Raw genomic sequence first — 26,991 nt, 5'->3', positions numbered from 1 at the left:
CCGCGCCAGGGGCGAAGGGCCGGTAGATCCGGGTCCAACGCCGATTGCCCGCGCCTCGGACACCGGCCAGTGTCGAGGCGAGGGTGAGGTCTCAATGACGCAGCGCGGACCGGAACAGGCACTACGAGCTGCGCTCACGCGGTGGCTGGAGCCGGCGCTGCTGGCGAGCACCGTGGGCCTGCTGGCTGCCGGTGCCGCGACCTGGCTGGCCGGCGCCGGTGGCTGGGCGGACGTGCTCTGGGGCGCGGCGACGGTGATCGCGTTGCCGCCCGCGGTCGGCTGGGTGATCCACGCGCTCGCGCGAAGGACCCTGGGCGTCGACCTGATCGCGGTGCTCGCGCTGCTGGGGACGCTGGCCGTCGGCGAGTACCTGGCCGGCGCGCTGATCGCGGTGATGCTGGCGACCGGGCGGGCCCTGGACGCGGCCGCGCAGCGCCGCGCGACCCGCGACCTGCGCCAACTGCTGGACCGCGCGCCGCGCACCGCCCACCGGCGGGTCGGCGACTCCGTCTGCGAGGTGCCGGTGGACGAGGTCCAGGTGGGCGACCTGGTCATCGTGCGCCCGGGCGAGGTGCTCGGCGTGGACGGGGTGAGCGAGGGCCCGGCCGTACTCGACGAATCGGCACTGACCGGCGAACCCGAACTGGTCGAGCGGTCTGCAGGCGATCCGGTGCGCAGCGGCACCCTCAACGCGGGCGCCGCCTTCGAGCTGCGGTGCACGGTGCCCGCGGCGCAGAGCACCTACGCCGGGATCGTCGAGCTGGTGCGGCAGGCGGGTGCCGAGAGCGCACCGGTGATCCGGCTCGCCGACCGTTTCGCCGCCTGGTTCCTGCCGCTGTCGCTCGCGCTTGCCGCCCTGGCCTGGTGGCTTGCGGGAACGGCCGAGCGCGCGGTCGCAGTGCTCGTGGTGGCCACCCCCTGCCCGCTCCTGCTCGCGGCGCCGGTGGCGATCGTCTCCGGGCTCTCCCGCGCGTCCCGCCTCGGGGTGGTCGTACGTGGCGGTGGCGCGCTGGAGAACCTCGGGCGGGCCCGCACGATGGTGATCGACAAGACCGGGACGCTGACGGCGGGGCGGCCCACTGTCACCGAACTGCTTACGGCGCCCGGCTGGGACGGGACCGACGTCCTACGGCTCGCGGCGTCGGCCGACAGCCTCTCGCAGCACGTGCTGGCCGCGGCGGTGGTCGCCGAGGCCCGGCGGCGCGGGGTGTCGCTGGTGCTGCCCGAGGCTGTCGAGGACGAGCCGGGCCGCGGGGTCAGCGCGCTGGTCGGCCGGGCGCGGGTGCGGGTGGGCAAGCTCGATCCGGTGCCGGACGCGGCGTGGGCGCGAACCGCGGTGAACCGGGCGGTGCTGGACGGCAGCGCGCTGGTCTGGGTCGAGGCCGACGGCACGCCGGTGGGCGCCGTGCTGCTGAAGGATCCGCTGCGTCCCGAAGCGGGCCGCACACTGCGGCGGCTGCGCAGCGCGGGCATCGAGCGGCTGGTGCTGCTGACCGGGGATCGTTGGGCGCCGGCCCACGAGGTCGGTGAGGTTCTCGGCCTGGACGAGATCCGCGCCGAACAGACACCGGCCAGCAAGGTCGCCGCGGTCCGCGACGAGCAGCAGCGGGCGGTCACCGTGATGGTGGGCGACGGTCTCAACGACGCGCCGGCCCTGGCAGCCGCAACGGTCGGTGTCGCCCTGGGCGCCCGCGGCGCGAGCGCGGCCTCGGAGGCGGCCGACGTGGTGCTGACCACCGACCGGCTGCACTATCTCGCCGATGCCATGGAGATTGCCCGTCGGGCGCGCCGCATCGCGTTGCAGAGCGCGGCCGTCGGCATGGCCCTGTCGCTGGCCGCGATGGCCGCCGCCGCGCTCGGATTCCTCCCGCCCGCCCCCGGCGCGCTGCTGCAGGAGGGCATCGACGTCGCGGTCATCCTGAACGCGCTTCGGGCGCTTCGCGGCGGGCAGGTCGGCGGCCGGCCGGTCCAGCCCGCGGTTCAGGCCCTGCTGCGCCGCTTCGCCGCGGAACACGGCGCGCTCCGCGAGGTGCTCCCGCAACTGCGCGCCGCCGCGGACGAGCTGTCGGCCGGGCCGACCCCCGGGGCCCTGGCCGCGCTGCGCCGGGCCCGGGCCGCGCTCGTCGAGCAGTTGATTCCGCACGAACAGGCAGAAGAGGCCGAGCTCTACCCGGCACTTGCACGGACGATGGGCGACGGTGAGGCACTCGCCCCGATGAGCCGCGCGCACGCCGAGATCGGGCGGCTGGCCCGGCGGCTGCAAGCACACCTCGCGACGATCGAGGACAGCGGCCAGATCTCGCCGGAACGCCAGCAGGACATCCTCGCCAGCCTGTACGGGCTGCACGCGCTGCTGCAGTTGCATTACCTGCAGGAGGAGGAGAACTACTTCACGCTCGTCGCGGAGTAGCCGGCGTTGCGGAGCAGCCGGCGGCGCGGCCGGTCAGCGAACCGGACCGCCGGCGCGGATGTCCCGTTGCATCCCGCTGACCCGCGCGGACTCCGCGTGCTCGCGGTCGGACTCCTCAGCCGCGGTGACGACGGTCGCGTCCGGGCCCGGGAACAGGATCGCCTCGCGATCGGTGTCGGTCCAGCGCACCGTGAAGGGCGGCTCACCACCTGCGCCGACGGCGAGGATGAGAGCGCGGCGGATCGGCCGCGCTTCGAGGTGACTGTGGATGACGAGCCAGTCGCCTGCTTGTGCCTGCATCGCGTGCTCCCTTCTCGAAGCGGCCGGAGCCGCTCCCCCGACGCCCCCGGCCACCCCAGTGACCCGCCCGTCGAGCGCTCGGCTGAGCGCCTGGCGGCCACCCACCCACAACACTGCACGAGCCGCTCCGGGACCAGGGACCAAAGTCGGGATTCTTGCCGCCGCGACGGCGGCGCGAGGCGTCGGCGCTGCTGCGCGTCAATCGCGTGCGCTGACCGGGACGACGGCCACCGGACAGGTGGCGTGGTGCAGCACCGCCTGACTGACCGAACCCAGCAGCGTCCCGGCGAGCGAATGCCGCCCGCGCGCACCCACGACCAGCAGCCGCTGGTCCTGTGCCGCGCCCACCAGGCCCGCGGCCGCCTGGTCGCGGACGATCTCGCCGCGGACCGCTACCTCGGGGTACTGCTCGCGCCAGCCGGCGAGCGACTCGGCGAGCCACCGTTCGGCCTGCGGCGGCGGCGACGCCGGGCGCCACGCCAGCTCGGTGAGCGGCTCGCGGCGCCAGCACAGCACCACGCGCAGCGCAAGAGCATGCCGCGACGCGTGCTCGAAGGCGAAGCGCAGCACCGCGGGCGTGGCGTCCGTGGCGTCCACACCCACCACGACCGCGGCATCCTTGCCCCGGCGCACCTTCGCGCCGCGAACGACCACGACCGGGCAGGCGGCGCGCCCGGCCACGGCCGCGCCGACCGACCCCAGCACGGCGGCGCCGAACGCCTTGAGCCCGCGCGAGCCGATCACCAACAGGCCCGCGTGCGCCGCCTCGTCCAGCAGGGCGCGGGGCGGCGCCTTCTCGATGATCGCCCCCGTGACCGGCAGCGTCGCGTCGAGTTCGGCGACCCGGCTCAGCGCCGCGTCGAGCAGCTGCTGGCTCGCCGCCACGACCTCGGCGCGATCGGGCTCCGGCAGGCGCCCGTACACCATGGCCAGCCCCTCGGTGAACTCGCCGTACGCGTACACGGCCCGCAGTCCGCAGCGCCGCGCGCGGGCCTCCGCAACCGCCCAGTCCAGGGCGGCGGCCGCGGCACCCGAGCCGTCGACGCCGACGACCAGCTGGTCCTGACTCCCAGTCACCGTGAACCGCCCATCAGGTGAAGATGATCTGGCCGCCGGCAGCGAGCTCGTAGAACTCGCCCACCGTGATGATGTCCTTGACCTGGTCGATGAGGTCCTCCATGGCCAGGTCGAACAGGTCGCACGATGCCTTGCAGCCGTACAGCCCGGCACCGGTGTCGGCGATCATCTCGAGGAACTCCGGGATGGGCGGGATGTCGAGCTTGTCCATCTTCTTCTCCAGGACGTGGGTCATCACCGCGGAAGCGCCGGGCAACCCGCCGAGCATGGTGGACAGGTGCAGCCCGGGGTTGCCGACGGTGGCGACCTTCACGTCCTGGTAGCGGCGCTTGTTGATCGCGTCCAGCCCGAAGAAGGTGAAGAACAGGTTCGCCTCCATGCCCTCGGCGCGGGCGCCGTTGGCCATGATCAATGCCGGGTACACGCCTTCGAGCGAGCCCTTCGACACGATGATCGACACCTTCTCGATCCGGTCGTTCATGACGGTCTCCTTCAGATGCAGCCGCGGGGCTTGGGGATTCCCGCGATCTTGGCGGCGAGCTTGGCCGGCCCCTTGGGGAACAGGGCGTAGAGCTCCTTGACCGAGACGCCGGAGGACTTGCCGAGCAGCCGAACGGTCGGGCCGCTCCCGGTCTGCTCGTACTGGGTCCGCATGAACTTGATGACCCGCCAGTGGTCCTCGCCGAGGTGGTCGATGCCGGCAGACGCGGCGATCTCCGGAGCCATCGCTTCGGTCCAGTCCTGCGGGTGCTCGAAGAATCCCTCGTCGTTGACGGTGACCTGGCGTCCGGCGTAGGTCGCGGTGGGCATGTCACTTCTCCTTCGTCGTGCCGGCGGCCGCAGCGGCCGGGAGCCGGTTGTGCTTGCCTCGCAGCGGCATCGGCGATCCGATGCCCGGCAGGTCGCGCCCGGGCAGGAGCGCGTGCCAGTAGAGCTGCTCGAAGGCGAGCTTGCCGAGGTGGTTCAACCGGGACTCGCGCAGCAACGGCAGGCCGATCCTGGCCGGATAATGCCCCGGCAGTGGTTCGGTGTCGTAGTTGAAGTCGATGAGCAGCGCCTTGCCGCCGCCGGTCTCGATGAAGCAGTTCGTGTGCCCGTCGAAGCGCCCGGCCAGGGCCTGTCCACAGAGGTGCCGGCGCACGTTCTCCGCGAGCACCTCACCCTCAAAGTGCGCGACCGAGCCGGCCTTCGACGCGGGCAGGTCGGTGCTGTCACCGAGCGCGAACACGTGCCGGTCCTGGGTCGACTGCAAGGTGTGTTCGTCGACGGGGACGAAGCCGAGCGCATCGCCCAGCCCCGGGGAGCGGGCGACGTAGCCCGCGCCGGCGTGCAGCGGGACGACGACGGCCAGGTCGTAGGCCAGTTCACGGCCGTCGTAGGACGTCAGCCGCCTGGCCGCCCCGTCGACCGACCCGGTGTTGAACTCGGTCACCAGCTCGACGCCCTTGGTCTTCAGGAGGTCGGCGAGGGCGCGCGCCGCGATGGGTTTGGTGAACGCCGCGTCCAGCGGCGTCGCGTAGGTCAGTTGCACCCGGTCGCGGATGCCGCGCCGGCGGAAGTAGTGGTCGGCGAGGAAGCAGAACTCCAGCGGCGCGACCGGGCACTTGATCGGCAGGTCCACGACGTTGACCACCAGCCGCCCGGCGGTGAAGCCGGCCAGTGCACCGGCGAGTTCCGCGGCCGCCTCGAGCGTGTAGAACGTGTGCGCCTGCCCGTTCGCGAGCGCGGCCGCCAGCCCGTCCGTCTCCTCCGGCACGAGCACCGCGCCGGTGGCCACCACCAGCACGTCGTAGTCGAGCACCTGCTCGCGCCCGTCCGCGCCGGTGAGGTGGACCCGCCGGCCGGGGACATCGACGTGGTCCACGTCGCCCTCGGCGAAACCGACGCCCGGGTGCAGGAAGCGGCGTCGCGGCCGCAGCAGCGCCGACGGGTCGACGCGGCCGAACGGCACGAACAGCAGGCCCGGCTGGTAGACGTGCTGCGCGTCGCGATCGACGACGGTGATCAGCGCGGTGTCGCCGAGCGTGCGGCGCAGCCGGTTGGCCGCGATCGTGCCGCCGGTACCGGCCCCGAGCACCACCACGCGCGCCGGACCTGTCGGTGCCGCACCCGTACCCCTCATGGTCCCAGCCTCGGCCGGCTCCGCTGCGGCGAACAGGGCACATCGTCCCTGGCCGGCAAGGCCGTTAGCCGCTGCCCGAGCCACCACCGCGTCCAGTTCGAGACCGCGACCGGCGACCGGACGGCACCAAGAGACGCTCACCGCCCGCTGCGCCACGCGGTGCGGTACGTTGCGATCGACTCGGCGACCGGATCGTCGAGTCGGAACGGGGAAACCGGTGAACGACACCGACAAGAAGAAGCTGTACGCCGCGGTGAGCACGATCGTGAACCTCGAGGCGCAGCTCACCAACCTCGGCGGCCGCGGGGCGCGCGCAGCGAAGCTCTGGGCCGAGACTGCGAGCAAGTCCCAGGACGAGAAGGTGAAGAAGGGACTGAAGGCTGCCTCCGCGGGGCTGACCGAACTGGTCAAGGACGCCAAAGTGGTGCTCAAGGACCTCAACGCGTTGGGCAAGGACACCAGCAACGCGACGCTGCTGGCCGGGCACGCGACCGGCAAGGAGTTCCGCGACAAGGTCGTCGCCAAGCGGCTGGCGTCGTCGAAGGCGTTCGAGCAGAAGGCGGCAAAGTTCACGAACGGCGTGCTGTCCATCCTCGGCGGCAACCTGTATCCGCAGATGAGCGACGTGGACGTCAAGGTGTCGATGTCCTCGCTGAAGAACTTCGCGCACTACTACAACGAAATGCGCATCGGGCTCGCCAAGCTGTAGCGCGTATTGTCGGCCGCACCGCTTGCTTGGGTCATCGGCCGATCGGGTACCTGAGAACCATGAGCGTCATCGCAGCCGTGTACGGGGTACTGCCGCCGACCCGGCATGCGCAGCGGGTCATCACCGATATGTTCGTGGACGTGCTCGGCGACCCCGACCGGGCGCCGCTGGCCCGCCGCCTGCACGCGAGCGCGGGTGTCAAGTACCGGCACCTGGCGCTGCCGCTGGAGGACTACCGGCAGCTGAGCGACTTCGGCACTGCCAACGACGCCTTCGTCAAGCACGCCGTCGAACTGGGTGCGGCGGCGGTCGCCGGGGCACTGGACGAGGCCGGCCTACGGCCGCACGACGTCGACCTGATCATGTTCACGACGGTGACCGGCGTCGCTGCCCCGTCCATCGACGCCCGCATCGCGAGCCGGCTCGGCATGCGGGCCGACGTGCGGCGCATCCCCATGTTCGGCCTCGGCTGCGTGGCCGGCGCGGCGGGCATCGCCCGGCTGCACGACTTCCTGGCCGGCGCGCCCGGCGGCGTCGCGGTTCTCGTGTCGGTCGAGCTGTGTTCGCTCACCATGCAGCGTGGCGACGACAGCACCGCGAACCTGGTCGCGAGCGGCATCTTCGGCGACGGGGCCGCCGCGGTCGTCGTGGTCGGCGACGGCGTGGCGGCCGGTCACGTCGGGCCGCGCATCGTCGACTCACGCAGCCACCTGTACCCGGACTCGCAACGCACCATGGGGTGGGACGTCACCGGCGGCGGCTTTCAGATCGTGCTGGACGCCAACGTGCCGGACCTGGTTCGCCGCTACCTCGGCACGGACGTCGAGCAGTTCCTCGACGCACACCGGTTGCGCGTCGAGGACGTCTCGACCTGGGTCTGCCACCCGGGCGGGCCGAAGGTGATCGAGGCGATACGCGACACGCTCGGCCTGACCGACGAGGCGGTCGAGCTCACCTGGCGCTCGCTCGCCGAGGTCGGCAACCTGTCCTCGTCCTCGGTGCTGCACGTGCTGCGCGACACGATCGACAAGCACCCGCCGGCCGGCACGCCCGGCGTGCTGATGGCGATGGGGCCGGGCTTCTGCTCCGAACTCGTCCTGCTCGAGTGGCAGTGAGGCGATGTACTGGTACGCGGCGCTGATCGCCGCGGTCGCGCTGGAGCGCCTCGCCGAACTCGTCGTCGCCCGCCGCAACCAGCACTGGAGCGTCGAACGCGGCGCGGTCGAGTCCGGTGCGGGGCACTATCCGCTGATGGTGGTGCTGCACACCGGGCTGCTCGCCGGCGCGCTGCTCGAGGCTGGGCTGGGCGATCGGCCCTTCCTGCCCGCGCTCGGCTGGCCGATGCTCGTGCTCGTGCTCGCCTCGCAGGCGCTGCGCTGGTGGTGCATCGGCACGCTGGGGCGGCAGTGGAACACCAGGGTGCTCGTGATCCCCGGCATGGCCCGGATCGACCGCGGACCGTACCGGCTACTGCCGCACCCCAACTACGTCGCCGTGGTGGTCGAGGGTGCCGCGCTGCCGCTCGTGCACACCGCCTGGATCACTGCGCTGGTGTTCACGGCGCTGAACGCGTGGCTGCTCAGCGTGCGGATCCGGGTCGAGGCCCGCGCGCTGAACTCCCTCACCGCATGAAGGACGTCCTCATCATCGGCGGTGGCCCCGCCGGTCTGGCCGCCGCCCTGCACGCGAGGCGGGCCGGGCTCGATGTCACCGTGCTCGAACCGCGCGGCGCCCCGATCGACAAGGCGTGCGGCGAGGGGCTGATGCCCGGCGGTGTCGCGGCGCTGCACCGGCTCGGCGTCCGGCCGCCCGGCATGCCCTTTCGCGGCATCCGGTACCTCGACGGACGGGATCGCGCCGGCCGACGGGCCTGCGCGACCGCCGACTTCCCGGACGGTAGCGGTCTCGGTCTGCGCCGCCTCGCGTTGCACGGCGCGCTGCACCAAGCCGTGGTCGACGCGGGCGCCGAGCTCGGCGCGGCGCGGGTGCACGACGTGCAGCAGGACGGCGAGTACGTGCAGGCGGCCGGCGTGCGGGCACGGTACCTGATCGCGGCGGACGGGCTGCACTCGCCCGTCCGGCGTGCCCTGGGGCTGGAGCGGGCCGCCCGTGGCCGCCGGCGGTGGGGCATCCGCGCGCACCATGCGATCGCCCCGTGGAGTGAGTACGTCGAGGTCTACTGGGGCGAGCACGGCGAGGCCTACGTGACTCCTGTGGCCCCGGACTGTGTCGGCGTGGCGTTCCTCGGCAGTGGCCGGGAACCGTTCGCCGAGCGGCTGGCCGCGTTCCCCGCGCTGCGCGAGCGGCTCGCCGGTGCGGTCGCCGGCCCGGTGCTCGCGGCCGGGCCACTGCACCAGCGCGTGTCGCGACCGGTCGCCGGCCGGGTGCTGCTGATCGGCGACGCCGCGGGGTACGTCGACGCGCTTACCGGTGAGGGGCTCTCGTTGGGCTTCCGCTGCGCCGAGGCGGCCGTCGAGGCGATCGCGCGTGACGCGCCGGAGCAGTACGTCGCAGAGCACCGGCGGATCACCCGCCGCTACCGGCTGCTCACCGTGGCCCTGGTGCGCGCGACGGTACCGGCACCGTCGCGCCGGGCGATCGTCCCGCTGGCGACGCGCGCGCCGTGGCTGTTCCGCGCCGCGGTCGCGCAGCTAGCCCGGTGAGCCGGGCAGCTTGAGGTTGTACACGCGGGCCGCGTTGCCGGCCAGCACCAGCTCGGCCGTCTCGTCGTCCGGGCACTGCGCGGCGACGGCACGCGCGTTCTTCGCGATCCCGGGGATGCCCGGCCAGTCGGTGCCGAAGATCATCCGCCGGGTGAGCCGCGCCCAGTTGTGCCGCGCGTAGTAGGTCTGCAGCCGCGACGGCGGAAGCCCGGACAGTTCGATCCAGACGTTCGGGTTGGTCAGCGCCAGGAACGCCGCGGCGTCGTACCACCAGCCGCGGCCGCCGTGCGCGAGCACGAGTTGCAGCGAGCGGAAGTCGCGCAGCACGTCATCGAGCAGGACCGGGTCGGCGAACTGGTTCAGCGCGCCCGGGAAGGTCGACGTGCCGCAGTGCACCACCACCGGCAGGCCGGCGGCCTGGCACAGCTCGTAGGCCGGGTACAGCGCGCGGTCGTTCGCGGCGAACCCGCCGTGGACGGGGTGCACCTTCAGCGCGACCGCGCCGAGGTCGAGTTGGCGCTGCAGCTCGTCGGCGACCGGGAAGTGCAGGTGCGGATTGACGTTGGCGGCGAACCTGACCCGGTCCGGGTTGTGCGCCACGAGCGGCAGCATCTCCTCGACCCGCTGCCAGCCGGTGACCTTGGGGCTGTACTCGGCGAGCACGACGGCGACGTCGACACCCTCGGCGGCGAGCAGCTCGTCGAACGCGGCCGGACGCACGGCGCCCTCGTCGTCGTAGAGGGCGTGCAGCTGCGGGCTGTCGAAGTCCTGCACCCACACGTCCCACGGCAGCTTCAGGCCCGGAAGCCGCGCCGGGTGCAGGTGCACGTCGACCAGCGCCCGCCCGTCAAGCATCGATCAGCACCGTCGCGGCCAGCTGGCGCAGCTCGACGCGACGCACCTTGCCGGTCGCGGTGGTCGGGTACGCGCCGACGAACACGATCTTGCGTGGCCGCTTGAACGACGGCAGCCCGTCGCGGCAGAACTCGATCAGCTCCTCCTCGGTGGCGGAGCGGCCCGGCTGCAGGATCACGTACGCGACCGGCTTCTCCAGGCCGTCGCCGTCGACCGCGGCGACCACGACCGCCTGCGCCACCGACTCGTGCGCGAGCAGCCGGTTCTCCACCTCTCCCGGCGAGACCCAGATGCCGCTCGCCTTGAGCATGTCGCCGGTGCGGCCGAGGCAGGCGTAGAAGCCGTCGGCGTCCTGGACGTAGGTGTCGCCGGTGCGCAGCCAGTCACCCTGGAACACCTGCCGCGACGCGTCGTAGCGCGACCAGTACCCGGTCGCCGTCGAGCGGCCACGCACCAGCAGCGTGCCCGGCGTCCCGACCGGAACCTCGGCACCGGCGTCGTCGACGATCTTCAACTCGTAGCCCGGCACCGCCTGCCCGGTGGTGCCGGGGCGCACCTCGCCGGCGCGGTTGGACAGGAAGATGTGCAGCATCTCGGTCATCCCGATGCCGTCGATGATGTCGACGCCGAAGCGCGCCGTCCAGCGCTCGTAGAGCGCCGCGGGCAACGGCTCGCCGGCCGACGCGGCGAGGCGTACGCCTGCCATCGCTGCGCGCGGCAGCTCGGCGCGCAGCATGTTCGCGAAGAACGTCGGGCCACCGAAGAACAGCGTGACGCCGTACTCGCTGACCCGTTGTGCTACCAGCTCGGGACGGGACGGCGCCGGCTCGAGCACGCTCGCCGCGCCGACGGCCAGCGGGAACAGCACCGAGTTGCCGAGCCCGTAGGCGAAGAACGCCTTGGCCGCGGACAGGCACCGGTCGTCCGGACGGATGCCCAGCACCTGCGCGCCGTACGTCTCGCACACCACCTTGATCGACCCGTGCCGGTGCATCGCGCCCTTGGGTAAGCCGGTGGTGCCCGAGGTGTAGAGCCAGAACGCCGGGGAGTCCTCGGTGGTCGGGTACCCGGCCGGGTCCGGCTCGCTCGCGGCGATCAGCGCGTCCAGGTCGTGCCACGGCAGGGGCGCAGCGGGGTCGATCTGCGGCTTGGGGCCGAGGACCGCGGTCAGGTCCGGTACGTCGGCGAGGGCAGCGGCCGCGGTGTCCGCGAACGGGCCGCTCACCGTGAGCAGCCTGGCGCGCGAGTCGCGCAGCAGGTCGGCCAGCCCGTCGGCGTGCGACATGGTCGAGACCGGGACGGGCACCGCGCCGATGCGCATCGCGGCCAGGTAGACGATGACGAACTGCGGCTCGTCGGCCATGAACATGAGCACTCGTTGCTCGGGCTGCAAGCCCAGCCCGCGCAACGCGCCGGCGGCGCGCAGCACCGCCTCGTGCAGCTGGGTGTAGGTCAGCTCGCCGGCCGGGCCGGTCAGTGCGATGCGCTCGCCCGCGCCCGTGGCGAGCTGCCGGTCCAGCAGGTACTCGCACGCGTTGAACACCTCGCTCATCCGGCCCCGCCTCCTAGGCCAGGTGGACGTAGTCGAAGTCGAACGGCTGCCCGTTGATGCCCTGCCGCGGTGGAGCGATCCACGCCGCTATCTTGCCGCGTTCGTGCACCGGGCGCATCAACGAGCGCACGTAGGTCTTGTCCACCTCGGTCGGCAGCCAGTCGCCCTTGCGGCGCTGCCATTCCTCGGCCGACAGCTGCTCGCCGGTCGGGCTCGTCTCGATGCCGGCGAACGCGCCCACCTGCCGGTTGAAGGCGACGTGCGGCAGGTACAGCCGCTGCGGCATGCCGGCACCGTCAAGGATCCGGTTCCAGCGGGTGACCCCGCTCTGGCAGTCGGCGATGTACTCGCGGCGCAGGTCGGTGTTCAGCCCGACAAGCGCGGCCACCTCGGTCTGCGCGATCTGCCCGTCGTCGAGCGCATCGACCAGGATCGCGTCGTCGGTGAGCCGGTGGTCGTCCTTGCGCCGGCCCTCCATCCAGCGGCCCTTGAGCCCGGCGGTGAAGTAGTTCGCGACGTTCGTCGAGGTCTCCGAGCCGAACAGGTCGAGCGAGACCGAGTAGTGGAAGTTCAGGTACTTCTGGATCACCGGCAGCGGGATCGCGCCGTGTGCGGTGACGTCGTCGGTGTCGTGCTCGGTCATCACCTGCGCGGTGCGCTCGACGACGCGGTCGATGCCGGTGGTGCCCACCATCATGTGGTGCGCCTCCTCCTTGAGCATGAACTCGCAGGTGCGGCTCAGCGGGTCGAAGGCCGACTCCTTCAGGGTGCCCAGCTGGTACTTGCCGTCGCGGTCGGTGAAGTAGGTGAACATGAAAAAGCTCAGCCAGTCCGGCGTCTCCTCGTTGAAGGCGCCCAGGATGCGCGGGCTGTCCTGGCTGCCGGAGTTGCGGTGCAGCAGCTCCTCGGCCTCCTCGCGGCCCTCGCGGCCGAAGTAGGCGTGCAGCAGGTACACCATCGCCCACAGGTGCCGCCCCTCCTCGACGTTCACCTGGAACAGGTTGCGCAGGTCGTACAGGCTCGGCGCCGTGGCGCCGAGGTTGCGCTGCTGCTCGACGGACGCCGGCTCGGTGTCGCCCTGGACGACGATCAGCCGCTGCAGCTCGGCGCGGTACTCGCCGGGAACCTTCTGCCACGCCGGCTCGCCCTGGTGCTGGCCGAAGCCGATCTGCCGTTCGCGATCACGCTCGGCGAGGAAGATGCCCCAGCGGTAGTCCTTCATCGGCACGTGCCCGAAGTGCGCCCAGCCCTCGCGGCCGACGTTCACCGCGGTGCGCAGGTAGACGTCCTCGGTGGGCAGCGTCGGACCCATCGACTCCCACCAGGACAGGAAGTTCGGCTGCCACGACTCCAGCGCGCGCTGCAGGCGGCGGTCCTCGTGCAGGTCGACGTTGTTGGGGATCTTGACCGAGTAATCGGCGGTGGTGGTCATGTGTTAGACCCGCTTCCTGTCGAAGTCGGCGCGGCGGCCGGTGCCGAACTGGCGCAGCGCACCGTCCGGTCCGGACGCGTTGGGGCGGTAGAAGATCCAGTTCTGCCAGGCGGAGAGCCGGCCGAAGATCTTGGTCTCGATCGTTTCCGGGCCGGCGAAGCGGTAGTTCGCCTCGAGGCCGGTCAGCGCGTCGGGGCTGAAGCTGGACCGCTCCTCGATCGCGATGCGCACCTCGTCGTCCCAGTCGATGTCGTCCGGGGTGAAGGTGACGAGCCCGAGCGCGGCGGCGTCCTCGGCCGACAGCGGCTCGCCGGCGCGGGCGCGTACGGCGTCGACCGCGGCCGCGTCGTCGAGGAACCGCGTCTGCAGCCGGGTCAGCCCGTTGCCCATCGGCAGCGGACCGAAGTTCAGGCCACCCGCGATGATCGCCGCGGGCTCGGCATCCGGGTCGAGATCTTCGAAGACACCGGCCAGCTGGTACGAGCGGTCGGCGGCGAGGGCGAGTTCGAGCAGGCTGCCGGCGAAGCAGCTGCCCGGCTCGACGAGTGCGAGCAGGCTGCGGCTGGTGACGTCCAGCCGCTTGAGGGTGCGCTTGAGGTACAGCAGGATCTCGTTCGCCAACCAGTCGTCGCGGTGGGCGAGCAGCAGCGCGTCGTGGGCGAGCACCCGGTGCGCGTCGCCTTCGGTGCGGAACACCCAGGTGCCGAGCTCGGGTTCGTTGGTGCGCAGGTCCAGGATCAGGTCGTCGAGCTCGCGGGTGAGTGCGAGCGTCCAGAACTCGGCGCCCTGCTCGTGCAGTCCGGCCGGGCCGGCGGGCGCGTCCTGCTGCGGACCGCGCACGGTGATCGCAACCGAGCGCCCCACGTGGTCCAGGGCCGCTGTCACGTAGCGGTAGCCGACCTCGTCGGCGGTGCGGGACTTCTCGAGCAGAGTCAGCGCGAGGCCCGGCCCGTCGCGCTGCGGGGAGCGCCCGGCCAGTTCGGCGGCACGAGCTTGCACGGTCGCGTCCCACTGCGGCCGGGGCACGAGTTCGTCGACGAGCTTCCAGGCGACGGCCTTCTTGCCGTTGACACCCTCCGCGCGGGTGGCGAAATAGTCGGCCAGGTCGCGGCGCACGTGCCGCTTGTCGACGACGCGGGTGAGGCCGCCGGTGCCGGGCAGCACGCCGAGCAGCGGCAGCTCCGGAAGGGACACCGTGGACGAGCGGTCGTCGACCAGCATGATGTGCTCGCAGGCCAGCGCCAGTTCGTAGCCGCCGCCGGACGCGGTGCCGCTGAGCGCCGCCAGGTACGTCTGGCCGGAGTGCGCCGTGGCGTCCTCGATGCCGTTGCGGGTCTCGTTGGTGAACTTGCAGAAGTTCACCTTCCACGAGTGGGAGGAGGCCGCGAGCATGCCGATGTTCGCGCCGGCGCAGAAGATCTTGTCCTTGCCGCTGGTGACGACGACCGCGCGCACCTCGGGGTGTTCGAAGCGCAGCCGTTGCACCGCGTCGTAGAGCTCGATGTCCACCCCGAGGTCGTAGGAGTTGAGCTTGAGCTCGTAGCCCTCGACCAGGCCAGCGTCCTCTGCGACGTCCATGGTGAGCGTCGCGACCGGACCGTCGGTCACGAGGCGCCAGTGCCGGTAGTCCGATGGCGATGTGCGGAACTCGACGCGCTGTGCCGTGGCCACACCGGTCATGCTCGCTCCTCGGGTCGGGTACTCCTCCATGTTCTACATAGCAATGGTCTTTCGTCAAGTGTTTGTAGTAGTTTGTAGGCTGTGCAACGAGCGCTGGGAGGTGTGGTGTCCGTCGAAGCCGATTCGGCGCCGAGCCTGTCCCGCCGGCATGCCGCGGGCGCCGAGAGCGCGCGCGGCCTGCTGTTCACCGTGCTCGGCGAGCTGGTCCTGCCGCACGGTGGGGTTGCCTGGACGTCCGCCCTCATCGACGTCCTCGGCCGGCTCGGCGTCGAGGAGAAGGCGAGCCGGCAGGCAGTGATGCGCACCGGGGCCGACGGCTGGCTGACGTCCGAACGGATCGGGCGGCGCAGCCGGTGGCGGCTCACCGCGCGCGCTGAGCAGCTGCTCACCGAGGGCGCCGGGCGCATCTACGGCTTCACCGGCGCCACGCCGGATTGGGACGGGCAGTGGGTGCTGGTGCTCGCGCGGGTCGCCGAGAGCGATCGGGCGGCCCGGCACCTGCTGCGCACCAGGATGCGCTGGGCCGGCTTCGGCAACCCGGTGCCCGGGGTCTGGATCAGCACGCACGCCGAGCGGGCGGCCGAGGCCGAAGCCGTCTTGGCGCAGTCCGCGGCGTTCGAGGACGCCCGCGTGTTCGTGGCCCGGCACCGCGGGGGCGGCGACCTGGAGTCCTTCGTGGCGCAGGCGTGGGACCTGCCGGCGATCGAGCAGAGTTATCGCGAGTTCCTGGCTTCGTTCGCGGCCGCGTCGGCCGCTGACCCGCTGCCCCGGCTGGTCGACCTGGTGCACGCCTGGCGCGCGTTCCCCTGGCGCGATCCGGGCCTGCCGCGCGAACTGCTTCCCGCGCGCTGGAGCGGGCAGCGAGCCGCGGCGCTGTTCGCCCGCCGGCACGCGGCCTGGTCCGCGCGGGCGCAGCAGGACTGGCTGCGGCTCAACGCCGGGTGATCCTTCGGCCGTAGTCGCAGCGGGACGGGCCGAGCAGATCCGTCAGACCTTCGACATGAACACCTTGATCTGGGTGCCGTCGTAGGCGAACCAGCCTTCGCTGTCCGGCGCGCCGAGGACCTTCTTCAGGTCCACCGGGGAGCTCCATCCCGCGCCCAGCTTGCCGCCGTTGACGGCTCTGATCGTTGTGCCGCCGACCGAGACCGCGGCGTGGAAGAACTTCTTGTCCGGCTTGCGGAAGAAGCCGAGCGCGTACCCGGTGGGGATCCCTGCCGTGCCGTTCCACGCCGAGCCGCTCTTGAGCGCGAGCTTGGACTCCCAGCTCTGGCCGTTGACCTTGACGACATCGTCGGCGGTGATGGTGTTGCCGAGCAGGAAGCGCACGAAGGCCGCGGCGTCGTAGCAGACCGCGCCCTGGGTGTACTTGGTGATGTCCTCGCCCTTCACCACTTTCGCCCCGACCAGTTTGCGATCCTGCACCGAGAGCTTTACTGCCTTCTCGCCGAGCTTGGTCAGCTTCACGCATGCCTCCAGGGCACTGGATCGTCCGGTGGCGCAAGTGTAGGGCAGGTGTGGCGCCCGCGGGCGTGGGGTCGGAGCAGTCCGCGCGCGTGATCGCGCCCGATCGAACGCATCCCCTGGCGGATGCGGGATACCCTCCGACCGCACGGATCAGGCGGCGAAGTGCACGTAATCGACGATCACCGGCCAGCCAGCAGGCTGCGTCCGGCGAGTCGGACTGCCTCGGGCCGGACTCGTCCCGCGACTGGGTGGACTGCTCCGGTACTCGTGGCCGGTCGGCGTGGTCCGCGTGATGCTGCCGTCCGGGTCGGAGCGGGCGTACCAGCCGGGGGCTTGCTTGTCGTAGTTGCAGCCCTCGCAGCTGCCCTGACCGTTCCTGGTATTGGTCGGGCCGCCCTGCTCCGCGGGGGTCACGTGGTCGAAGTGGCGGATCGGGGCCTCGCACCACGGAGTGCGGCACAGCTGGTCGCGTAGCCGCAGGAACCGCCGCTGCCCGGCGGTGAAAGTGCGACGGCGCGAGTCCATCGCGATCAGATCGCCGCTACGCGGGTGGGCGTAGAGGCGGCGGATCCAGGTCGGAGCGGTGCGGGCCGGGTCGAGCAGCCAGTCGCGCGCGATCGCCGCCGGGACCGGCCCGTACCCGTCCAGGTGCGCCGGCTCATCCCCCGGACGTCCTCCGGCCGGCGGTTCAGCCGCGCGGGTCTCCTCCGCGCGGGTCTCCGGTCCCGTCTCATGTGGATCCGCCCCCGCATCGCGATGGGCAGCCTTCGGACCGGCGGGATCGGCCGCAGCGGCACCGGTGTCGGCAGGTTGGGCCGCTGCTGTGGGTAGCAAGCTGTCTGCCGGCATGACCAGGTTCACCTCGATCGGCACCCCGTCGGCGACGGACTGGCCGGTGAGCCGCTCGACCAGCGTGTCGGCCATGACCTGGCCACGGCTGCGGGAATCGCCGGCGGCACGGCGTGCGTCGGCCTCGCGACACAACGCCGCGTACCCGGCAACACCCCGCGCTACCGGCAAAAGTGCGCTGAGACGGCACATGACGTCTGGCTCGGGTCGCAGGGTGACCCGCCGTTCGGTCTCGGCGTTACGCAACCGATCCACAAAGCCGCTCGGGTCCAGCCGGTAGCCGATCTTCTTCGCCTCCGCGACGGTCCGCTTGTCCCCGAGCTGCTCCAGCCGTGGCGCCAGCTCGGCGTCCGCCAGCGCCCGGTCGGCGCGCGATAGCCACGCGGTCTCCCGCGCGACCAGCATCGCTCTCCACTCCGGGATCTCGCCGCGCCGCAGTGCCGCGAAGGTGCCGGGCAGTTCGCTGGTGAGGATCTTGGCCCAGCCCACGTAGCGGCGCGCACGGAACGGCGATGTCCGCTTCGCCAGCCCCACCTGCGCCGCGACTCCCCGATCGGCCCGTTCCGCCGGCACCCCGGCCGCGAGCTGCTCGGCCCGCTGCGAGGCGCAGAACGCCGCCGTCACCGCCGCCTGCGCCGCTGCCGCGGCCGACTTGATTTCCTCCAGTACCCGGATCTGATCCACCCGCGCCGCGTCATCCGCAGCCGGTGTCAGCTCCCGCAACGCCCGGCGCAGCCCGACCAGGACGGCATCGCCGTCCCCCCGATCCACCGCCAATTCGAGCATGCGTTCACCATAAGCGCAGGGTCTGACAGTTCTGCCTCTTCCGACGAAAGCCGCGTCGCGATCCGCCTTGTGCGCGCTGCCTCTCGTGATGCACGACGGACCGGGAGGGAACGGCTGCAGTCTGTTGAGCTGGCACGATGCGGTCGAGCGTGTAGCCGCGCGCTACGTGCTGCATCCCGACCCTATGGTTGCGGCCAGTTCGATCGAGTAGGCGCGTGGGTGCCTGGGCAGGCGGACCGGCGTGCGAGCGATCGGTCCACTGACTCCGAGTGCGGTGATCAACTCGGTTTCATCCGGCAAGGTGCCCGACGGCAACGGCCTCGCCACTGTGCCGCGACGGCAGGGCAAGCAGCCGCTGCCACGACGGCGAAACCCCCGCCGCGAGCGCGGTGTCGGGCTTAGTCCTGCTTCTCCTCGCGGTACTCCTCGCGGACCTCGTGAGCGACCTCTTCCTGCTCCTGACCCTCCTCGGTCAACTCCTCGTCACCGACGACGCGGCCGAGCACCTCCTTGGCCTTGCCGACCACGACGTTCTCCCACTTCGCCGGCGCCTCGGGAACTTCGTTATCGGTATCTGCCATACCGCGAGGCTAGCCCGAGCCGCGCCTGCCGGCGCAGCTCCGCATCCGCCCGGAGTAGAACCGATCAGCGACGCTTGGCCGGCTTGCCGACCGGCACGACACGCAACTGCAGCATCGCGGCGAACCTGGCCTCCGGGTCGGCCAGGTCGAGTTCGCCGACCTCGGCCAGCCGCCGCAGCCGGTAGCGGAACGTGTTCGGGTGCACGTACACCGCTGCCGCCGCGGCGATCACGTCGCCGAACGCGTCCAGCCAGGCGCGCAGCGTCTCGACCAGGTTCGTCCCGTGCAGTTCATCGTAGTCGAGCAACCGGGCGACCGGTCCCGTCGGCTGATCACCACGCACCGTGACCAGGTCCTGCAGTTCCAGCAGCAGCGCCTCGACGTGGACGTCGGCCAGCCGGGCGACCCGCGTGGCGCCACGTCCGGAACGAAGCACGCGCAGCGCACGATCGGCGCAGGCACGCGCCTGCGGCAGATCGGCCGGGTCGGCGACGACCGGCCCGACCCCGATCGAGGCCCGCACCCGGTCACCGACCCGGTCGAGGAACTCGGTCGCGATCCGCACCGCGCGCTCCTCGCCGTCCGCCCGGTCCCGGGGCACCGGGATCAGCCCGTACGCCACGTCGCCGACGAGCGCCGCGGCCGAGCGTGGATGCACGGCGCTGAGGTGCATCGCGAGCGCGTCGGCCAGCCGCTGCCGTTCCGTCGCCAGGTTCGCGTCGACACCGACGGACGGCTCGGCGCTCGCGTCCACGACGGCGAGCGCGAGGATCGCCATCGGCTGGTCGGCGAGCCCGAGCCGGTCGATCGCCTGACGGGCCCCGACGCCACCTTCGAGAGCGGTGCTCACCAGGTCGGCCCGCAACCGCCGCTCGACGTCGGCACCGGCGCGGATCCGCAGCATGTGCAGCGCGACCAGCTTGGCGGCGTCGCAGAACGCCTGCGACCGCTCGGGACTCAGCGGCTCGTGCACCGCCGCCCAGATGGAGCCGAGGATCTCATCGCCCGCGCGCACCGCCACCGCCACGCGAGGCAGCGAGAACTCGTCCGGCCCGGACGGCATCGGCGTGACGTAGACCGGCTCGTCGCTGCGGTACAGCTCGTGGAACACGCCACGCTCAGCGAGCAACCGGGCGTACTTCTCGGGCACCTGCCGGCCGAGGATCGTCTCGACGCGGGACGGGTCGGCCTCGTCCTGCCGCCCGGAGAACGCGAGAACGCGCGAGCCGCGGTCCTCGATCGTGACGGGCGCATCGAGCAGCGCGGCCACCGCATTGGCGAGTGCGAACAGGTCGCCGGACGGCATGCCGGCGAGCGTCTCCGGGCCGGCCGTCCCGACATCGCCCTCGGCCAACAGCGAGCGCAGCATCGCGGCCAGCTGAGCCCAGGACGCTCCGCGGGTGAGCGCCAGCAGCGCCACACCCGATTCGGCCGCGGCCGCCGCGATCCGCGGGTCGGCCGGTGCGGGCGCCCGCACCACGAGCGCCGCGGCACCGTGCCCGGCCAGCTCGCGCAGCAGTGCCAGCACCTGGTCCGGTTCGCGCACCCCCACGCCGAGCACCACGGCATGCGCCGGCAGCGCGGTCTCCTCGAACGGGTCGTGGATGACGATGCCGCCGACATCGCCGGGCAGGTCGGCGTCGCCGTGGATCAGCTCCAGCAGCGTGGCGCCGAGATCGTCGAGGATCCGGCCGAGGCTGGCGCGCGGGCGCGAGTTCACCGAGACAAGCACCTTCCACAGGCTAGGAGCCGAACGGCCAGCCTAGTTCGTCGGTGCCCACAACCGTCGATCGCGAAGTTGTCCGAGCGGACCAACCGGCGCTCCGGCGGTGATCCACACTCGGACGGCGATCCCCTTCAGACGGTGATCCACTCCGTGCTGACGGTGACCGCGGCGAGCTCCTCGGGCAGCGGGTCGACGCCGATGCCGGGCGCGGTCGGGACGGCGAGGTGGCCGTCGTCCAGTACGAACGGCTCGGTGATGTCGGTGCGGAAGTAGCGGTCGGACGCGGACGTGTCGCCCGGCAGGGTGAAGCCGGGCAGTGCCGCGAGCGCGACGTTGGCGGCGCGGCCGATGCCGGTCTCCAGCATGCCGCCGCACCACACCGGGATGCCGTGCGCCTGGCAGACGTCGTGGATGCGGCGCGCCTCCAGGTAGCCGCCGACCCGGCCCGGCTTGACGTTGACGATCGAGCAGGCGCCCAACGTGATCGCGTCGGCCGCCGCACGCGCCGAGGTGATCGACTCGTCCAGGCACACCGGGGTGCTGATCAGCCCGGCCAGCCGGGCGTGCCCGAGCACGTCCTCCTCGTCCAGCGGCTGCTCGATCAGCAGCAGGTCGAACGGGTCGAGGCGGGCGAGGTGCCGCGCGTCGGCAACGGTGTACGCGGTGTTCGCGTCCACCTGCAGCAGCAGGTCGTCACCGAAGCGCTCGCGGACCGCACGCACCGGCTCGAGGTCCCAGCCCGGCTCGATCTTCAGCTTGATCCGCAGGTAGCCCTGGTCCAGGTAACCGGCTACCGCGTCGAGCAGTTCGGGGACGCTCGCCATGATCCCGACCGAGACGCCGCACGGCACCCGGTCATGCACCGCGCCCAGCTCGCGGGCCAAGGGGCGCCCCGCGGCGCGTAGCTCGGCGTCCAGCACCGCCAGCTCCAGCGCCGCCTTGGCCATCCGGTGCCCGTGGAACCGCGCCAGGGTGGGGGCGACCGCGTTCGCGTCCAGCCGCTCGGCGGCGGCGAGCGCCGGGATCAGGAACCGGCGCAGCACGTCGGCGGCCGCGTCGACGTACTCCGAGGAGTACAGCGGGTCGGCCATCGCCACGCACTCGCCCCAGCCCTCGGCGTCATCGGTGACGGCCCGCAGCAGCAGCACGTCGCGGTCGGTCGCGGTGCCGAAGGACGTGCGGAACGGCGCGACCAGCGGCATCGTGATCCGGCGCAATTCGACTCCGGTCAGCTTCATCTGGGCGCACCTTCCGTCTCGGTCCTGTTCAGCCGGTACCAGCCGGCCCGGTCGAAGCCGCTGACGTGCGCACCGTCGGACAGCAGCCCGGCGAGCGCCTCACGCAGAGCGGTCCGCCACTCCTTGGCGCAGCCCGGGTCGCTCGTCCGCAACGATTCGACATCGGGCGGGACGGCGACCAGCAGCACGTCCCCGTCCAGCCGACCCGGAACCGGACGGCCGTGTGCCGAGGACTCCAGTGCGACGACCGCACCGTTCCCACGCTCGACGGCGGCGTCGACCCGAGGCGGCGCATGGACGCAGGCAGCCGCGACGCGCGGGCCGGCGAGGTCCCAGCGCACCAGCAGCCGGTCGGTGTCGTCGCCGCCGTTGATCCGATCGTGCATTCCGCCGTAGAAGTTCGGCAGGTACTCCTCGGCCACCGCGCCCAGCTTGGCCAGGTTGAAGTAGGCGTTGCGCTGCACCAGCGGGTCGAAGGTCCACGAGATCGTGCTGACGCCGCGCAGCATCGCCCAGGCGCGCTGGTGCAGCTTGAGCGCGAAGCCGACGCTGCGCCCGCGCGCGGCGGACGAGACACCGGCGATGTGGCTGTGCATGGTCGCGCCCTGCAGCGGCGCGCCGAAGAACCCGACGCAGGCGCCGAGCAACTGCTCGCCCTCGTAGGCGCCCGCGACGTAGTTGCCCGCCTTGGTCAGCGCACGCAACATCTCGGTGGTGACCGGCGGGTTCTTCGGGTCGGGTCGCCAGATGCCGTCGTAGAGGCGGTACACGGATTCGAGGTCGGCAAGTGCGCTCAGCTCGCGCACGTGCACGCCGGATGCCTGGGCTGCGGCGTCGGCCGCCTGCACCGCGGCGTCGATGGCGGCCGCGGTGTCGGCAGTGCGCCCGGGCAGGCCGCCGGGATCATGGTGCAGGTCGGTCACGCTAGCCATGTTCGCGACCGGATCGCCTTGCGTCATGGTCGATCCGAACCAGACGCGGCAGCGGTGTTGGTTGCACCGGACCGCGCCTCCCTCGATGGGCCGAGCAACTCGGCGATCAAGGCGACGAGCAGCGCGGTACGCCCGGGCAGCGCGTCGACCAGCACGTGTTCGTGATCGGCGTGCGCGCCGCCACCGACCGCACCCAGCCCGTCCAGCGTGGGAGTGCCGACACCGGCGGTGAAGTTGCCGTCGGACGCGCCACCGACCGAGGCGGACTGCGGCGCCGGCAGGCCGAGTGACTCGGACAGCGCGCACGCCAGCAGGTACAGCGAACGCGAGGCGCCCGGCTCCAGCGGCGGACGGTTCGGACCGCCGCTCACGATCACCTCTGCGCCGTTGAGGACGGGCCGCAGCGAGCGCATCGCCCGATCGACGCGGGCCTGCTCGGCAGCGTTGGGCACGCGGACGTCGACGGCGAAACGACCCGCCGCGGGCACCGTGTTCGTGGTCGTGCCGGCGCTGAGTAGCGTGGGCGTCACCGTGCTGCCGAGCGCGGGATCGCCCAGCCCGCACACCGCAAGGATCTGGTGCGCTGCCTCGACGCTCGCGCTGATCCCGCGCTGCGGTTCGAGGCCGGCGTGTGCCGCTCGGCCGACCAGCTGCACCTCGTACAACGAGACGCCCTTGCGCGCGGTCTTCAGCGCACCGCCGTCGGCCGAGGCCTCGAGCACGAGCGCGGCGTCGCACCCGCGCGCCTCGGACTCGATCAGCTCGCGCGAGGTCGGTGACCCGAGCTCCTCGTCCCCGGTGACGAGGATGGTCACGCCGGACCGGTCCTCGAGGGCGGCGACCGCGTGCAGCGCCATCACCAGCCCGGCCTTCATGTCGAAGCAGCCCGGCCCGCGCATGATCCCGTCGGTGATGTCGAACGGGTGCCGCCCGAGCGAGCCGAGCGGCCACACCGTGTCGTGATGGGCGACCAGCAGCACCCGCGAGGAAGCCGCACCGAACCGCCAGCGCAGATGGCTGCGGCCGTCGATCGCGATGTGCTCCGGCGCGACACCGAGCCGCTGCGTCCCGAGCTCGGCAACCCGCTGCGCACTCGCCGCGACCGCGGCGAGATCGGCCGACGGCGACTCACACGTCACGAGCGCCTCGATGTCGGCGAGCAGCAGCGGCAGGGCTGCCCTCATCCGGTCGACGAGAGCGCCCCCGCCGGTGCTCACGCGACCTTCGGCGTGGCACGCACCCCGCAGTGCACGTACCGCTCACCGCCCGGCAGCGCGTAGAACGTGACCGGGATCCAGGTGAGCGCCGACGGCTCGCGGATGACGAACAGGTCGCCGGAGTCATCGGCAGCGACGAGTTCGAACTCCTCGGACGGTTCGGGCACGAGCGCGGCGAGCGGACCGGCGACGGTCTGGCGCATCATCGCCTTGCCGTCCCGGACGAACACCTCGATCTCGGCGGCGGCCCGCTCGTACCTGCCGACGTGCGGCGTCACATCCACCTGCACCGCCCCGGCGGACGGTACGAGCGGCCGCGGCATCGCCACGCCGGCCAGTTCGGCGAAGATCTCGCGGTAGAGGTCCTCGTACAGGTCGCGGGTGTTCCCGCCGTTGCTCAGCAGGGTGACCGCGAGGCCGGCCTCGGGCAGCAGCCGCAAGAACGCGGACTGTCCGATGGTGTTGCCGTCATGACCGATCAGCCGGTGCCCGCCCCAGCCGAACCGGATCCAGCCCAGCCCCCACGAGTCGCCGAGGGTGTACTTGTCCGGCAGGTCGGCCTGGTGCGTGGTCATCTCGGCGGCGGCTGCCTCGCTGAGCAGCCGGGTGCCGGCGGCGGCCAGCCCGCCGGTCAGGTGCAGCCGGGCGAACGCGAGAACGTCGGCGGTCTGCGCGTTGATCAGCCCGGCCGGCCCGAGCGAGCGCGGCAGTCCCCACACCGGGGCACGGGTCGGCTCGGCGTCACCCTCGGCGACGTGCCCCACCGCGGCCCGGTGCAGCAGTGCGTGCTCCGGCAGCGTCCCGGTGCGCTGCAGCCCGAGCGGCGCGAAGACCCGCTTCTGCATGGCCTCGTCCCACGTGTCACCGGTGATCTTCTCGATCACCCGCCCGATCAGCGAGAAGCCCGAGTTGCAGTACGACCACGTGGCGCCGAGCGGATGGTTCTGCGCGACCTCGGCGAGCCCCTCGACGTACTTCTCCAAACAGTCGTCGCCGCGCCCGGTGTCGGTGAACACGTCGCCGTCGATACCGCTGGTGTGCGTGAGCAGGTGCCGCATGGTGACCCGCTTGGTCACGTCAGGGTCGGCCAGTTGCAGCTCGGGCAGGACGTCGACGACCGGGGCGTCGAGCTCGAGCAGGCCTTCGTCGACAAGCTGCATGACCAGGGTGGCCGTCCACACCTTGGAGATCGAGCCGATCTGGAACACCGAGTCGACGGTCGTCGCGACGCCGGTGTCCACGTTGAGCACACCGGACGCGGCCCGCGCGAGTTCGTCCTCGGCGCCGGCGTGCACCCGCAGGATGCCCAGGCTCGCTCCGGGTACCCGGTGCCGTGCGGCGAGCACGTCCAGCCGCCGCTGCCAGTGCGCCGCGTCGATGCGCGCGGGGCGCGGACCGGCGGCGTCACCGGCGTACCGCTCGACCCAGTCGGTGACGCGACGGTTGAAGTCCAGCCGCTGCGACGGCGGCCCCTGCAGGATGAACAGGTGCGAACCCTCGGGGTAGAGCACCAGCTGGGTGGGAACGCCGCGCTCGCGCAACGCGGTGTGCCACTGCTCGGCCTGGCCCACCGGGCAGCGGACGTCGGCCGCGCCCTGGATCACCAGCGTCGGCGTGTTGACGCGATCGACCTGCGCCAGGGGCGAGATCTCGGCGTAGCGCTCCGGCTCGGCCCACGGCGCCCCGCCCAGTTCACAGGCCGCGATGAAGTGGCCCGCGTCGGACGTGCCGGCCATGCTGATCGCGTCGCTGACCACACCGCTCGCAACCGCCGCGGCGAACCGGCCGTCGCGGCTGGTCAGGTAACAGGTCATGAAGCCGCCGTAGCTGTAGCCGGCGACGGCCAGCCGCTGCGGGTCGGCCACTCCCTCGGTCACCAGGGCGTCCAGCGGCTCGAGGAAGTCCTTCGCGTCCGCGACGCCCCAGCCGCCGAGCGCGGCGTTGTAGAACTGTTCGCCGTAGCCGTCGCTGCCGCGCGGGTTCAGCAGCAGCACCGTCCAGCCGCGGGCGGCGAGCGCGTGGTGGTACAGGTGGATCTCGTCGGCCGCGCCGTTCCATGCGTTGTGCGGGCCGCCGTGGATGTCGAGCAGCAGCGGCTGCGCCCCGACGGCGTCCGGGTCGCGGACCAGCCAGCCGGCCACGGTCGTCCCGTCCGAGATGGTGAACTCGCGCTCGACCCGCTCGTACGGTTCGACGCCGTCGGGCACGCCGCCCTGCGCGGTGCACACGGTCTCGGCGCCGCCGGCGAGGTCGATCGCGACGATCTCGCCGAACGAGGTCGGCGTGCCGAGCGCGATCGCGGCCGTGCCGCCCGCGACGGACAGGCCGGACACGTTGCGTCCCGCCCCGCCCACGACGAGCCGCGGCGCACCGTCGCCCTGCACCGGCACCGAGTACAGGTGCGTGCAGCCGCGGTCGCGCACGCAGAACAGCACGTTCGCGCCGCCGTCGACGAGCACCGGCACGGCGCCGGGGTAGGCGGGGCCGCCGGGCATGACGTTGCGGTCCAGCGGGGCGGCCAGGTCGACTACCTCGCCGCCGGCGAGCGGCACGCGCAGCAGGCCGGCGTGCCCGACGGGTGCGCCCGGCATCCCGACCACCAGCAGCGCGTCGCCGTCGGCCGTCCAGATCAGCGGGCCGGTCACCCCGTCGGCCAGCCCCACGAGCTGCGGGACCGCCTTGCTGTCCTGCACGCCCAGCACATACGTCCCGGCGCGACCGGTCAGGTCGGCGTCCGGTGCCATCGCGGCGCCGAACGCGAGCCGGGTGCCGTCCGGTGACCAGGCCGGCGGGCCGGCGTGCCAGTCGCCCTCGGTCACCTGGCGGCAGGTGCGGCCGGCCAGCTCGAGCACGTGCAGGTGGGTGCGCATGGTGCGCAGGAACCCGGCGCCGTCGGCCTGGTAGTCCAGCCGGTCGGCGACGATCGCCTGCGTCGCACGCCGCTTGCGGGCCGCGTCGTCCTCGCCGGCGGCCGCGGCGACGTCGACCGCGGCACCGAACGCCAGCCGCGTCCCGTCCGGGCTCCACACCGGCGCACCCGCGCCGAGCGGCAGGCTGGTCAGCTGCTCGGGCTCGCCGCCGGCCGCCGGCAGCAGCCACAGCTGCGGCGGGCCGTCCTGCGCCCGCAGGAACGCCAGCTGGGTTCCGTCCGGCGACCACGAGGGCGAGGTGTCCGCGCCGCCGCGGGTCAGCTGGGCCGGCGCACCGCCGGCCGCCGGTACCCACCACAGGTTGTGCACGACCCGGTCACCGCCCGCGTCGTTGCCGCGCAGCACGTACGCGATGCGGGTGCCGTCCGGTGAGATCGTCGGCTGCTCGGGAACGGTCAGGGCGGTCAGGTCGTCGATGCGCAGGCGTCGGGTCACGACGGGCTCCTCATGTGGCGAGTCGATGTG

Annotated in this window: 23 protein-coding genes; 6 read left to right on the top strand and 17 right to left on the bottom strand. The window is 72.3% G+C overall.

All coding sequences use genetic code 11. From position 1 onward, the window contains the following. Nucleotides 1-94 precede the first annotated feature (94 nt). Nucleotides 95-2,410, top strand: a complete 2,316-nt coding sequence (locus tag M6B22_RS14625) for a heavy metal translocating P-type ATPase (protein WP_269442298.1) — start codon at nt 95-97, stop codon at nt 2,408-2,410. Between the two features lie 33 nt (nt 2,411-2,443). On the opposite strand, the gene M6B22_RS14620 is transcribed toward M6B22_RS14625, so the two are convergent. From M6B22_RS14620 to M6B22_RS14600, 5 genes are all read right to left on the bottom strand, one after another. Beyond that, nucleotides 2,444-2,710 (bottom strand): DUF1918 domain-containing protein, encoded by a 267-nt coding sequence (locus tag M6B22_RS14620; protein ID WP_269442297.1) that lies wholly within the window; start codon nt 2,708-2,710, stop codon nt 2,444-2,446. Between the two features lie 198 nt (nt 2,711-2,908). Continuing rightward, complete coding sequence (locus M6B22_RS14615; protein WP_269442296.1) at nt 2,909-3,787, bottom strand: universal stress protein; 879 nt, start codon at nt 3,785-3,787, stop codon at nt 2,909-2,911. 13 nt (nt 3,788-3,800) lie between these two features. After that, nucleotides 3,801-4,268, bottom strand: coding sequence for a DsrE/DsrF/DrsH-like family protein (locus M6B22_RS14610; RefSeq protein ID WP_269442295.1), 468 nt, complete (start codon nt 4,266-4,268; stop codon nt 3,801-3,803). Between the two features lie 11 nt (nt 4,269-4,279). Continuing rightward, nucleotides 4,280-4,597: a TusE/DsrC/DsvC family sulfur relay protein gene (locus M6B22_RS14605; protein WP_269442294.1), complete on the bottom strand. Its 318-nt coding sequence runs from the start codon at nt 4,595-4,597 to the stop codon at nt 4,280-4,282. 1 nt (nt 4,598) lies between these two features. Beyond that, on the bottom strand, nt 4,599-5,909 hold the full coding sequence (locus M6B22_RS14600) for an NAD(P)/FAD-dependent oxidoreductase (protein WP_269442293.1): 1,311 nt from the start codon (nt 5,907-5,909) through the stop codon (nt 4,599-4,601). A 217-nt stretch (nt 5,910-6,126) separates the two neighbouring features. Between M6B22_RS14600 and M6B22_RS14595 the strand changes: the two genes are divergently transcribed. Genes M6B22_RS14595 through M6B22_RS14580 form a run of 4 tightly spaced genes read left to right on the top strand, consistent with a single transcriptional unit; the run spans nt 6,127 to nt 9,281 of the window. Further along, nucleotides 6,127-6,618 (top strand): hypothetical protein, encoded by a 492-nt coding sequence (locus M6B22_RS14595; protein ID WP_269442292.1) that lies wholly within the window; start codon nt 6,127-6,129, stop codon nt 6,616-6,618. A gap of 59 nt (nt 6,619-6,677) precedes the next feature. Then, nucleotides 6,678-7,733, top strand: coding sequence for a type III polyketide synthase (locus M6B22_RS14590; protein ID WP_269442291.1), 1,056 nt, complete (start codon nt 6,678-6,680; stop codon nt 7,731-7,733). Nucleotides 7,734-7,737: 4 nt separating this feature from the next. Beyond that, entirely contained in the window at nt 7,738-8,250 is a 513-nt protein-coding gene (locus tag M6B22_RS14585; protein WP_269442290.1) for an isoprenylcysteine carboxyl methyltransferase family protein, read from the top strand. Then, entirely contained in the window at nt 8,247-9,281 is a 1,035-nt protein-coding gene (locus tag M6B22_RS14580; protein WP_269442289.1) for an NAD(P)/FAD-dependent oxidoreductase, read from the top strand. Before M6B22_RS14585 ends, M6B22_RS14580 begins: the two co-directional genes overlap by 4 nt. Here the strand turns inward: M6B22_RS14580 and M6B22_RS14575 are convergent. Genes M6B22_RS14575 through boxC form a run of 4 tightly spaced genes read right to left on the bottom strand, consistent with a single transcriptional unit; the run spans nt 9,270 to nt 14,800 of the window. Beyond that, the gene (locus M6B22_RS14575) at nt 9,270-10,136 is read right to left on the bottom strand and encodes an amidohydrolase family protein (RefSeq protein ID WP_269442288.1); all 867 of its coding nucleotides are present in this window, start codon (nt 10,134-10,136) and stop codon (nt 9,270-9,272) included. The two genes, M6B22_RS14580 and M6B22_RS14575, sit on opposite strands and share 12 nt — an antisense overlap. Continuing rightward, nucleotides 10,129-11,688: a benzoate-CoA ligase family protein gene (locus tag M6B22_RS14570; protein WP_269442287.1), complete on the bottom strand. Its 1,560-nt coding sequence runs from the start codon at nt 11,686-11,688 to the stop codon at nt 10,129-10,131. The genes M6B22_RS14575 and M6B22_RS14570 overlap by 8 nt, the downstream gene beginning before the upstream one ends. Nucleotides 11,689-11,701: 13 nt before the next feature. Further along, entirely contained in the window at nt 11,702-13,120 is a 1,419-nt protein-coding gene (boxB, locus tag M6B22_RS14565; RefSeq protein WP_269442286.1) for a benzoyl-CoA 2,3-epoxidase subunit BoxB, read from the bottom strand. 3 nt (nt 13,121-13,123) lie between these two features. Then, a complete protein-coding gene (boxC, locus tag M6B22_RS14560; protein WP_269442285.1) occupies nt 13,124-14,800 on the bottom strand; it encodes a 2,3-epoxybenzoyl-CoA dihydrolase in 1,677 nt (558 codons plus the stop codon). 105 nt (nt 14,801-14,905) lie between these two features. On the opposite strand from boxC, the gene M6B22_RS14555 reads away from it, so the two are divergent. After that, nucleotides 14,906-15,745: a PaaX family transcriptional regulator gene (locus M6B22_RS14555; RefSeq protein WP_269442284.1), complete on the top strand. Its 840-nt coding sequence runs from the start codon at nt 14,906-14,908 to the stop codon at nt 15,743-15,745. Nucleotides 15,746-15,787: 42 nt separating this feature from the next. On the opposite strand, the gene M6B22_RS14550 is transcribed toward M6B22_RS14555, so the two are convergent. From M6B22_RS14550 to M6B22_RS14515, 8 genes are all read right to left on the bottom strand, one after another. Beyond that, nucleotides 15,788-16,267: a hypothetical protein gene (locus tag M6B22_RS14550; RefSeq protein WP_269442283.1), complete on the bottom strand. Its 480-nt coding sequence runs from the start codon at nt 16,265-16,267 to the stop codon at nt 15,788-15,790. A gap of 150 nt (nt 16,268-16,417) precedes the next feature. After that, nucleotides 16,418-17,902: an HNH endonuclease gene (locus M6B22_RS14545; RefSeq protein ID WP_269442282.1), complete on the bottom strand. Its 1,485-nt coding sequence runs from the start codon at nt 17,900-17,902 to the stop codon at nt 16,418-16,420. Between the two features lie 398 nt (nt 17,903-18,300). After that, on the bottom strand, nt 18,301-18,483 hold the full coding sequence (locus tag M6B22_RS14540; protein WP_269442281.1) for a hypothetical protein: 183 nt from the start codon (nt 18,481-18,483) through the stop codon (nt 18,301-18,303). Between the two features lie 64 nt (nt 18,484-18,547). Next, nucleotides 18,548-20,215: a PucR family transcriptional regulator gene (locus M6B22_RS14535; RefSeq protein ID WP_269442280.1), complete on the bottom strand. Its 1,668-nt coding sequence runs from the start codon at nt 20,213-20,215 to the stop codon at nt 18,548-18,550. A 125-nt stretch (nt 20,216-20,340) separates the two neighbouring features. Next, complete coding sequence (gene menC, locus M6B22_RS14530; RefSeq protein ID WP_269442279.1) at nt 20,341-21,447, bottom strand: o-succinylbenzoate synthase; 1,107 nt, start codon at nt 21,445-21,447, stop codon at nt 20,341-20,343. Beyond that, on the bottom strand, nt 21,444-22,379 hold the full coding sequence (locus tag M6B22_RS14525) for a GNAT family N-acetyltransferase (RefSeq protein WP_269442278.1): 936 nt from the start codon (nt 22,377-22,379) through the stop codon (nt 21,444-21,446). The genes menC and M6B22_RS14525 overlap by 4 nt, the downstream gene beginning before the upstream one ends. A gap of 23 nt (nt 22,380-22,402) precedes the next feature. After that, on the bottom strand, nt 22,403-23,563 hold the full coding sequence (locus M6B22_RS14520) for a M20 family metallopeptidase (RefSeq protein ID WP_407935711.1): 1,161 nt from the start codon (nt 23,561-23,563) through the stop codon (nt 22,403-22,405). A 29-nt stretch (nt 23,564-23,592) separates the two neighbouring features. Beyond that, the gene (locus tag M6B22_RS14515; RefSeq protein ID WP_269442276.1) at nt 23,593-26,961 is read right to left on the bottom strand and encodes a serine hydrolase; all 3,369 of its coding nucleotides are present in this window, start codon (nt 26,959-26,961) and stop codon (nt 23,593-23,595) included. Nucleotides 26,962-26,991 lie beyond the last annotated feature (30 nt).

Source organism: Jatrophihabitans cynanchi (genome assembly GCF_027247405.1).
In the GTDB taxonomy this organism is placed as follows: domain Bacteria; phylum Actinomycetota; class Actinomycetes; order Mycobacteriales; family Jatrophihabitantaceae; genus Jatrophihabitans_B; species Jatrophihabitans_B cynanchi.
Note: the sequence above shows the minus strand (reverse complement) of the source record. Positions and strands in the feature narration are given on the sequence as shown.